The 349-nt window shown below is 20.2% G+C and carries 1 protein-coding gene (cut by a window edge); it reads left to right on the forward strand.

The features are described 5' to 3' along the window. Positions 1–33 carry the final stretch of a CBS domain-containing protein gene (locus LUA84_RS03660; protein WP_305836331.1) on the forward strand. It extends 141 nt beyond the left edge of the window, so only the last 33 of its 174 coding nucleotides appear in the window; its start codon lies beyond the left edge, outside the window; the stop codon is at positions 31–33. Positions 34–349: the final 316 nt, after the last annotated feature.

Below are 349 nucleotides of genomic sequence, written 5' to 3' on the forward strand. Positions count from 1 at the left end.
GGAGTATCCTTAGATGAAATAGATATAGATTGATAAGGAAATTGCATGAGAAATTTTACAAAAAATATAGAAATGATTTAGGAGAAAATATAAGATTATTATTACATATTAAAAAGATAAATGAAGATAAAGAAAATAAAAAAATATATTATCAAATTAAAGCAAAATTAATATATAATAATGGTAAATTCTCNNNNGATGATCATGGATATGNNNTATATTCAACAATAAAGGACATATTTTCAATATTAGAAAACGAAGCAGAAAAAGTAAAACATAAAAATGAAGAAAAGTATATGCTTGAAACCTATGTTTAAAAATGATATAATATAGTATCTATAAGATGATA

The sequence above is a fragment of the Candidatus Nanopusillus massiliensis genome (genome assembly GCF_920984865.1).